This is a genomic window from Peribacillus sp. FSL E2-0218 (assembly GCF_037992945.1).
Taxonomy (GTDB): Bacteria; Bacillota; Bacilli; order Bacillales; family DSM-1321; genus Peribacillus; species Peribacillus simplex_B.
The window spans coordinates 1-10,000 of sequence record NZ_CP150304.1 but is presented as its reverse complement, the minus strand read 5'-3'; the positions used below and the strand labels follow the sequence as shown (position 1 = coordinate 10,000).

Below are 10,000 nucleotides of genomic sequence, written 5' to 3'. Positions count from 1 at the left end.
AGTATCGCAATCTTTACGCTGTCCTTTATGATGGAGCTATCTTTTATCATTTTATAACTGAAAATGGGGTGATTGTGGATCTCCTCATAATCCTCCGCAGTTAAGTCTTCCATCTTATTTAATAATCTTGGGGCGACCTTAGCCATCCCACAGTCCGCGAGACATCCGCCAATGGCCACCTGGTAGACGTCGGCCTTGCTGTATTTCATTTTAGATGCAATATAGCTTCCTATTAATCCGATGGAAATGGCATGGTGAAAGGTGTAGTCCTCTTTATTGCAGTAATGGTGCAGCATTAAAATGTTGCCTGGTTCCTCCAGTGCTTTATCCACTAGGGGAATGATGATTAAACGGATCATGGCCACCTCTACCTTGCTGCCGGCTTGCCAGTTCCTGAATAATCGCTTATAAGTTTGAACGGACTTAAGATACAAATCGGTAAAATCGGACGACTCTTCCAATTCGTCCAATTCCGGATCTATCACTTCTTTCGGTAAAAACTTCTTTCCATCAATCAACGTTTTTTCAACGCTTACCTCCGAAATTAAAAAAGCCTCCAAAGCCTCGATCGACTCCGCGGTCAATATTGTTTTTTCATACATGATAGGACGGTCGGCGAGACCTCTGATTTCTTTGGAAAGAATACAGCCTTCCGTTAAATAGCGCGTTTTTACTAGCAAAACGGTTCACCTCGATAGTAGTAGTAATGAATATCATTCCACTTGAAAAACATGGTAAAAACTATCTTTCTTTATGATTATATACCTACAAATACACTTTTTCAACACAAGTTCCATGACCTTTTACCCAACAAAAAAGGCCCAGCATTTTATCGCTGGGCCGCTTACCATTATTCTTCTGGATCTTTTTCGGTTTCTTCATTCTCGCTCACAACAGTGGGTTCCGATATTGTTTCTTGATCGGCTGTTGGATCTTGCTCCATATCTGCTTCCTCTTCTTCTTCTCTACCAACGATGGCCACCGTCGAGACATATTCATTGTCTGCGGATTCAAGGCGGATCAGTTTGACCCCTTGAGTATTACGGCCCGTTTTGGAGATGCCTTCGACTTCCATCCGGATCAATACACCTGCAGCTGTAATGAGCATCAAGTCCTCATCTTCACCGGTAACGGTTTTCACGGCGATCAGTTCGCCATTTTTCTCCGTTACATTACATGTTTTTATCCCTTTGCCGCCTCGGCTTTGGATACGGTATTCCTCAGCAGAGGTCCTTTTTCCATATCCATTTTTCGTAACGATCAAGACTTCTTCATCATCTTCAAGGATTTCCATACCGACCACTTCATCATCGGACCTTAAGGATATCCCTTTCACTCCTGCTGCAGTACGGCCCATCGTCCGTACATCCGTCTCTGGGAAACGGATCATCATTCCGGACTTCGTTCCGATGATGATCTGTTTATCTCCATTCGTAAGACGAACCGAAATCAATTCATCATCTTCCCGTAAACCTAGAGCGATTAACCCATTATTACGGATGTTGGCAAAAGAAGACAACGGTGTACGCTTCGATATCCCGTGCCGCGTCGTGAAGAATAAATACCAATCATCGGCAAATTCCTTCACCGGTATGATGGCATTGACCCACTCGCCCTTATCCACTTCCAATAGGTTGATGAGCGGCAAGCCTTTTGCCGTCCTGCCGTACTCAGGTATTTCGTATCCTTTCGAACGGTATACTTTACCTTTGTTCGTGAAGAATAATAGCGTGTCATGAGTCGATGTGGTCAACAAATGACCGACAAAATCATCTGTATTCGTTCCCATGCCCTGAATCCCGCGGCCGCCGCGTTTTTGGCTGCGGTATGTCGTTGCAGGCAGACGTTTAATATAACCGTTATGGGTAAGCGTCACGATGATATTTTCCTCTGGGATTAGATCCTCATCTTCCAAGCTCTCAAAGCCCGCTAATGTGATTTCCGTTCTGCGCTTATCATTAAAACGTTCTTTGATTTCAAGAAGCTCTTCACGGATGATTTCAAGAACCTTTTCTTCATCAGCCAGAATCGCCTTATATTCGGCAATGATGGCCATTAATGCTTGATATTCATCTTCGATTTTTTCGCGTTCCAAACCAGTCAGACGCTGCAAACGCATATCCAAAATGGCCTGCGCCTGTTTTTCGGAAAGTGAAAACTGTGTCATTAACCCTTCACGGGCAATGTCGGTAGTTTGTGAATTACGGATTAAAGATATGACCGCATCCAGATTATCCAGCGCAATCCTCAAGCCCTCTAAAATATGGGCGCGGGCCTCCGCTTTGCGCAATTCAAATTCCGTCCTGCGGCGTATGACCACCTGCTGGTGCTGTAAGTAGTATTGCAGGCATTGTTTTAAGTTCAATACTTTTGGCTGACCGTCAACCAAGGCAAGCAAATTGATCCCGAAGGTTGTCTGCATGGCAGTATGCTTGTACAGGTTATTCAAAAGGACATTTGCATTAACGTCCTTGCGAAGCTCCATGACGATGCGCATGCCATTGCGATCCGATTCATCCCGTAAATCGGTGATGCCTTCGATTTTCTTGTCTCGGGCAAGTTCGGCAATCTTTTCGATCAATCTTGCTTTATTCACTTGATAAGGAATTTCTTTAACGAGGATAACTTGTTTTCCGTTAGGTTTTTCTTCAATCTCCACTTTCGCCCGCTGGATGATCGACCCTTTTCCAGTTTCATAGGCTTTCCTGATTCCGCTTCTGCCTAAGATTAACCCGGCTGTCGGGAAGTCGGGTCCTGGAATGTATTCCATCAGCTCCGGTATCGTAATGTCAGGATTTTTGCTTATAGCCAATACGCCGTCAATTACCTCACCTAATTGATGCGGTGGAATATTGGTTGCCATCCCTACCGCTATACCGGATGAACCATTCACCAAAAGGTTAGGGAAACGGGCTGGCATAACGGCTGGCTCTCTTTCCGAACCATCATAGTTATCCTGGAAATTGACCGTGTCTTTATTTAAATCACGAAGCAGCTCCATCGAGATTTTCGACATTCTTGCTTCTGTATACCTCATTGCAGCAGCTTGGTCTCCATCGACTGAACCGAAATTCCCGTGACCATCCACAAGCATATAACGATAGTTAAAGGGCTGCGCCATCCGTACCATCGTTTCATAGACGGCAGAATCACCGTGGGGGTGATACTTACCGATTACTTCCCCAACAATACGTGCCGATTTTTTAAATGGTTTATCCGAAGTCATTCCAAGATCATTCATTGCATAAAGAATTCTTCGGTGCACCGGTTTTAAACCGTCCCTTACATCAGGCAAAGCACGAGACACGATAACGCTCATCGCGTAATCCAAAAAAGATGTCCGCATCTCGGTACTTATATTTATTTCTTTCACACCTGATCTTTCATTTTCTGACATGGAGCCAACCTCCTATAAAAAGCTTATACTCTCGTTTAATATTAACTAGAACTATGTAAAGAACAGGATGTAAGAGCATCCTGTCAAAAAATCAAACATCAAGATTTTTTACATAAATTGCATTTTCTTCGATGAAGTTACGTCTAGGCTCAACCTTGTCGCCCATCAGCATCTCGAATGTTTCATCCGCCTCGGCCGCATCTTTCAAGCTGACTTGAAGCAGCGTTCTCGTTTCAGGGTTCATGGTCGTTTCCCATAATTGCTCGGGGTTCATTTCCCCCAGCCCCTTGTAGCGCTGCAGGTTAGGCTTTGGAGTGCTTGGCAAACTCGCCATGATTTCTTCAAGCTGTCGATCGTTATAGGCATAATCCACTTTTTTCCCTTGCTGGATTTTGAAAAGTGGCGGCTGAGCAATGTATATATAACCATATTCGATGATTTTGCGCATATATCTGTAGAAGAATGTCAACATCAGCGTTCTGATATGGGCTCCATCCACATCGGCATCGGTCATGATGACGATTTTATGATATCGGGCTTTTTCAATATTGAATTCATCACCAATTCCCGTTCCTAGTGCGGTGATGATCGTGCCTATTTCCTCGTTATGCAAGATTCTATCCAATCTTGCTTTTTCTACGTTCAGGATTTTACCCCTTAGCGGCAAAATCGCTTGGAAATGACGGTCGCGCCCTTGCTTGGCCGAACCTCCCGCCGAGTTTCCTTCAACGATGTACAATTCACTGATAGCCGGGTCCTTGGATGAACAATCCGCCAATTTTCCCGGAAGGTTGGAAACTTCAAGCGCACTCTTCCTTCGAGTCAATTCACGGGCTTTCTTGGCTGCCATACGGGCCCTTGCTGCCATTTGCCCTTTATCGACAATTTTCCTGGCCACGGCCGGATTTTCATATAAGAAAGAATCAAGCCGCTCAGAAAGGATGGAATCAGTTACCGTTCTTACTTCTGAATTTCCAAGTTTGGTTTTCGTTTGACCTTCGAATTGGGGTTCAGGATGCTTGATCGAAATGATTGCCGTCAGGCCTTCCCGGACATCTTCACCGGAGAAATTGGAATCGGCTTCTTTCAGGAGACCGTTTTTCCTTGCATAATCATTGATGACCCGGGTCAGGGCCGTCTTGAATCCCGATTCATGCGTACCGCCTTCATAGGTGTGAATATTATTGGCAAAAGAAAACACATTGCTGATATAGCTGTCATTATATTGCAAAGCTAATTCGACAGAAATCCCATCTTTCTCGCCTTCCATGAAAATCGGTTCCTCATGCAGCACTTCTTTCGAACGGTTCAAGTGCTCGACGTATGATTTAATCCCGCCCTCATAATGATATTCCCTGATTTTCTCTTCTTCTTCACGTTTATCCTCAATGATGAGTTTCAGGCCTTTATTCAGGAACGCAAGCTCACGGATACGAGTGGCTAACGTATCGAAATCATATTCCAAAGACTCGGTAAAGATTTCACCATCCGGAATGAAGTGGACCGTCGTACCCGTATGATCGGTTTCCCCGATGATTTTCAAATCTTCCTTCGGAACCCCGCGATTGAATTGCTGATAATGGATTTTGCCATCACGATGGACATACACTTCCAATACCGTCGATAGGGCGTTAACGACAGATGCACCGACACCGTGCAGACCGCCGGAGACCTTATATCCCCCGCCGCCAAACTTTCCGCCAGCATGAAGTACAGTCATGATTACTTCTACAGCGGGACGTCCCATTTTTTCATGGATCCCTACTGGAATTCCCCGTCCATTATCGACTACCGTTATGCTATTGTCTTTTTCGATCGTCACTTTGATTTCCGTACAGAAACCCGCTAGTGCCTCATCAATACTGTTATCGACAATTTCCCAAACAAGATGGTGAAGTCCTTTTGCAGAAGTCGTGCCGATATACATCCCCGGACGTTTACGAACTGCTTCTAAGCCTTCCAAAACCTGTATCTGATTCTCATCGTATGCCTGAGCTTGTACTTCTTTTTGTTCCATTGTCATTCGTATCACCTACACTTTTCTTTTGGCATTATCAATTTTCCGAAGTAATTATCGCTTAAGTCCTTATATTCCAAGAACATCTATATCATCGATCAATAACGATGGCTGCAGTGAACGCTTTTTCAGAGTGGAAGAAGCAAGCGGTGAATAATAGACTTGCCTATCCGTCACTACTATCGATTTAACCGAGTTTTTTGCTAAATGTGAAGTCACATCAGACTTTTTCTCCAAAAACTCAATCATGATCGGAGATGCCTGGAGCAGCTTCTTATCTAAAATGGCTATGACATCATCCGTTTTCACAAGAACGTCTTCACCAATATGGAGATACATACATTCACCTCATCATTTAACCTTTTTTATACTTCCTTGACTAACATAAAAGGTGGTCGCTTCTCTCAGGGTTTGATGATCGATTCCATCAACGGAGGGTGTCGTCACGAATGTTTGCACTTTTCCTTGAATCGTATTCAGTAAATGGGATTGACGGAAATCGTCAAGCTCCGATAGCACATCATCCAATAATAAAATGGGATACTCGCCGATTTCCTCATGGATCAGCTCGATTTCGGCAAGCTTCAGGGAGAGCGCGGTTGTACGCTGCTGTCCTTGTGAACCATATGTCTGGACATCACGGTCATTCACAAAAAAAACCAGGTCGTCACGATGAGGACCGACCAGCGTTACACCCCGTTCAATTTCCCTTGTTTTTATTTTATCAAATTTTTCTGTGTATACTTCTATCATTTTCGTCAAATCCATAGATTCTGATACATCAAGCGACGGTTTATATTGGATTTTCAATACTTCTAGATTTCTGGAGATCCCCGAATGGATCGGCTCTGCCCATTGCTGGAGCTTTGAAAGAAACTCATATCTTCTTTCGACAATTTTCGCTGCATACTGGATGAATTGATCAGTTAGCACGTCAAGCATCGTCGTATCCGTTTGTTTCCGGGTCTGCAAAAGCTTTAAGTAATGATTTCTTTGTTGAAGTATTTTATGATATTGGCTCATATCATGAAGGTATACGGGAGAAACCTGGCCAATTTCCATATCTATAAAACGGCGTCTGACTATAGGACTTCCCTTGACAAGGTTTAAATCCTCAGGCGCAAACATGACCACGTTCATATTTCCGACATATTGACTTAATTTTCTTTGTTCAATATGGTTGCACTTCGCCTTTTTCCCTTTTTTTGAAATGGTCAGCTCAAGTGGTATTGAGGTATTTCTCTTTCTAACTCTGCCTTCTATTTTAGCATACTCTTCATCCCAGCGAATAAGTTCTTTATCATTTGAGGTCCGATGGGATTTTGCCATCGCTAAAACGAATATCGATTCCATGACATTTGTTTTTCCTTGGGCATTTTCGCCGAGGATTACATTGACTTTATTTTCAAAAGCCAGGTTCAATTCGGTATAGTTGCGGTAATTTCTCAAACTTATATTTTCAATATACATATTCCGCTCTTCCCTTATGTTTTAGCTTGTTATTGTGAATGTGCCAAATCCAGGAATCTCCACTTTATCCCCTGATCTTAATTTCCTGCCTCTTCTCACATCTAATTCGCCATTGATGAAAACCTCATATTCGCTCAAGAACCATTTTGCCATTCCGCCGCTCTGGATCAAATCGGCTAATTTCAAGAATTGTCCAAGCGTGATATATTCCGTGCTTATTTTTATCGAATCCATTTCCAGTCTCACTCATTTCCAAGTAGTCTTTAATACTTTATTTTACTAAAAAAAAGCCATTAAGACAAAGTATAGCTTTTTCATCGCTCATTTATAAGGTTTCTAAGCTACCGACAGACCGAATGCCGCCCCATGTTGGAATATAAAAAAATTAAAGGCTTGTTAAACAAGCCTTTAATTATATCGAAATATTATTTTTGCCTAATAAGTTCTAACTGGCAGAATCAATTGCAGCATCGATTCATCATGAAGCGGACGGATGACAAAAGGACGCATCGCACCAGTGAAGTTTATTTTTATATCGGTTCCTTCCAATGCCTTTAAAGCGTCCATGACAAATTTGGCACTGAATGAGATTTTCAGATCTTCACCTTCAATGGCTTCGGCCTGGACCTCTTCGATTACTTTACCAATTTCGGGAGTATTGGAAGAGACCTCGATAATGCGGCCCTCAAGGGTTGTCAGCTTGACGACATTATTTCTTCCTTCTCTCGCCAATAAAGATGCCCTGTCGATCGCTTGGAGAAAGTCTTTTGTATGGACGGTCACATCCGTTTTGCTATCCGAAGGGATCAAGCGGGATGTATCAGGATAATTACCCTCAAGCAATCTTGAGAAGAATAATAAATTCTCAGCCTTGAAAAGGACTTGGTTTTCGGTAATGACAATTTCAATCAGTTCGTTTGTATCATCCAGGATCTTACTCAATTCATTCAGGCTTTTACCCGGAATGACGACACTATAGGTTCCTGTGATTTTATTTTCGATTTTTGCGGTTCTCATTGCGAGTCTATGGCTATCTGTTGCAATACAGGTCAATTCGTCATCTTGGACCTTGAGGTTTACACCTGTCAAGATTGGGCGTGTTTCTGACGTGGACACAGCAAAGCCAGTTTGACGGATAAGGGTCTTCAAAAGATCGGTTGGCAGTTTGAAAATGTTCTCTTCTTCAATGATCGGAAGATGTGGATATTCTTCAGGATCCAATCCATTCAAGTTGAATTCAGCTTTTCCCGAGCGGATGATCGTTTGAAAATTATTTTCCACTTCAATTTCGACTGTATCCATCGGAAGTTTTTTGACGATTTCACTGAAGAAGCGGGCATTCAGGACAATGCCGCCGCTATTTTTCACTTCAACGATTTCATCTCCATCGACTTCGGCTGGAATGAATGATTGGATGGAAATATCCGAATCACTTCCGGTTAACGTTACACCTTCACTCGTAACGGTTATTTTTATCCCTGTCAGGATTGGAATGGTTGTCCTCGATGTGACGGCTTTCATTACTTCTTGGACACTATGAACTAATCGATCTCTTTGGATTATAAATCTCATGCTTCATCCTCCAATTTTTTAATTGCCTACCAGGCATATTTATTAATAATTTTTATTAAAAAAGATAGTAGTAATAGTAGTAGGGCCTGTTGATATGTGGATAAGTCGATTCACCCTAAGGAAAAACAGTCTATCCACTTGTGGACAGACTGTGTGTAAGTAGTCGTCGGTTATACACATTATCCAGAATAAGATTATACCTTCAACTGATCTTGTATTTCTTTGACCTGACGTTGAAGCTGGGTATCCGTCTGCATGAGCTTAGAAATTTTTTCATGGGCATGGATAACGGTGGTATGATCCCGGCCTCCGAATTCGTCACCGATCTTAGGCAGTGATGAGTCCGTCAGCTCCCTGGAAAGGTACATGGCAATCTGCCTTGGGAAAGCCACCGATTTCGTCCGTTTTTTTGCCTTGAAGTCCTCCAGCTTGACACTATAATGCTCACCGACCGTCTTCTGGATCTCCAGTATGGTGATGATTTTAGGTTTAGAGCTAGGGATGATGTCCTTTAATGCTTCAGCTGCCAAATCTGCATTGATGTCCTTATTGATCAATGAAGAATAAGCCACGACGCGAATCAGTGCCCCTTCAAGCTCACGGATATTGGAATCGATTTGATTGGCGATATAAAGCATGACTTCATTCGGGATATCCAGCCCTTCAGCTTTAGCCTTCTTACGTAAAATGGCTATCCGCGTTTCCAAATCAGGAGGTGTGATATCCGTGATGAGCCCCCATTCAAACCTGGAGCGGAGACGATCCTCGAGTGTAGGAATCTCCTTTGGCGGGCGGTCACTTGAGATGACGATTTGCTTGCTTTCCTCATGCAGGGCGTTGAATGTATGGAAAAATTCTTCTTGCGTTTGTTCTTTTCCCGCTAGGAATTGAATATCATCAATTAATAAAACATCCACGCTTCGGTATCGGTCACGGAATTCCCCGGCTTTATTGTCCCGGATGGAATTGATGAATTCATTCGTGAATTTTTCTGATGATAAATATACGACCTTTGCTTTCGGATTATGCTCAAGTACATAGTGTCCGATCGCATGCATTAAATGCGTTTTACCAAGCCCGACGCCCCCATATATGAATAATGGATTATAGGCTTTGGCTGGAGCTTCTGCGACAGCGAGAGACGCGGCATGGGCAAAACGATTGCCGGAGCCGATGACAAAAGTATCAAAGGTATTTTTCGCATTCAACATATGCTGCGGGAATGCAGCATGCTCTTTATCTTGTTTTTTGATCTTTTTAGGCTGAACAGGAACGGTGAAATCATCGTCTTCTTGATTGGGGGGAATGATGAATTTCGCTTCCAATTCCTCACCGGTAAGTTCAAACAATACATCAGAAATAAGATGGGAATAGCGTTCTTCGAGCCAATCCCTGGCGAATTCATTGGGAGCGGTGACCGTTAACGTATCACCTTGAAGTAAATAGGCCTTGGTGGATTTAAGCCAAGTTTCAAAGCTTGGTTTACTGATTTTTTTTTCGATTTTTCCGAGCGCCTGGTTCCAGAGGCTATCGATGTTGTCCAA

At 43.0% G+C, this 10,000-nt stretch carries 8 protein-coding genes (1 of these 8 cut by a window edge); all 8 read right to left on the bottom strand.

Features of this window, described 5'->3' with window-relative positions; all coding sequences use genetic code 11:
• Positions 1 to 680, bottom strand: partial view of an HD-GYP domain-containing protein gene (locus MHI53_RS00040; RefSeq protein WP_061143171.1) — the 5' portion only. 394 nt of this gene lie to the left of the window's left edge; the window shows 680 of its 1,074 coding nt (coding positions 1-680); its start codon is at positions 678 to 680; the stop codon falls past the left edge of the window.
• Between the two features lie 170 nt (positions 681 to 850).
• Positions 851 to 3,397, bottom strand: a complete 2,547-nt coding sequence (gene gyrA, locus MHI53_RS00035) for a DNA gyrase subunit A (RefSeq protein ID WP_100530501.1) — start codon at positions 3,395 to 3,397, stop codon at positions 851 to 853.
• Positions 3,398 to 3,488: 91 nt separating this feature from the next.
• Complete coding sequence (gene gyrB / locus MHI53_RS00030) at positions 3,489 to 5,414, bottom strand: DNA topoisomerase (ATP-hydrolyzing) subunit B (RefSeq protein ID WP_061143188.1); 1,926 nt, start codon at positions 5,412 to 5,414, stop codon at positions 3,489 to 3,491.
• Between the two features lie 69 nt (positions 5,415 to 5,483).
• On the bottom strand, positions 5,484 to 5,753 hold the full coding sequence (locus MHI53_RS00025) for an extracellular matrix/biofilm biosynthesis regulator RemA family protein (RefSeq protein WP_061143173.1): 270 nt from the start codon (positions 5,751 to 5,753) through the stop codon (positions 5,484 to 5,486).
• A 12-nt stretch (positions 5,754 to 5,765) separates the two neighbouring features.
• Positions 5,766 to 6,884, bottom strand: coding sequence for a DNA replication/repair protein RecF (recF, locus tag MHI53_RS00020; protein WP_340372552.1), 1,119 nt, complete (start codon positions 6,882 to 6,884; stop codon positions 5,766 to 5,768).
• A gap of 21 nt (positions 6,885 to 6,905) precedes the next feature.
• Positions 6,906 to 7,118: a S4 domain-containing protein YaaA gene (gene yaaA, locus MHI53_RS00015; RefSeq protein ID WP_061143175.1), complete on the bottom strand. Its 213-nt coding sequence runs from the start codon at positions 7,116 to 7,118 to the stop codon at positions 6,906 to 6,908.
• 201 nt (positions 7,119 to 7,319) lie between these two features.
• Positions 7,320 to 8,456 (bottom strand): DNA polymerase III subunit beta, encoded by a 1,137-nt coding sequence (gene dnaN / locus MHI53_RS00010; protein WP_100534278.1) that lies wholly within the window; start codon positions 8,454 to 8,456, stop codon positions 7,320 to 7,322.
• Positions 8,457 to 8,650: 194 nt separating this feature from the next.
• Positions 8,651 to 10,000, bottom strand: coding sequence for a chromosomal replication initiator protein DnaA (dnaA, locus tag MHI53_RS00005; RefSeq protein WP_061143177.1), 1,350 nt, complete (start codon positions 9,998 to 10,000; stop codon positions 8,651 to 8,653).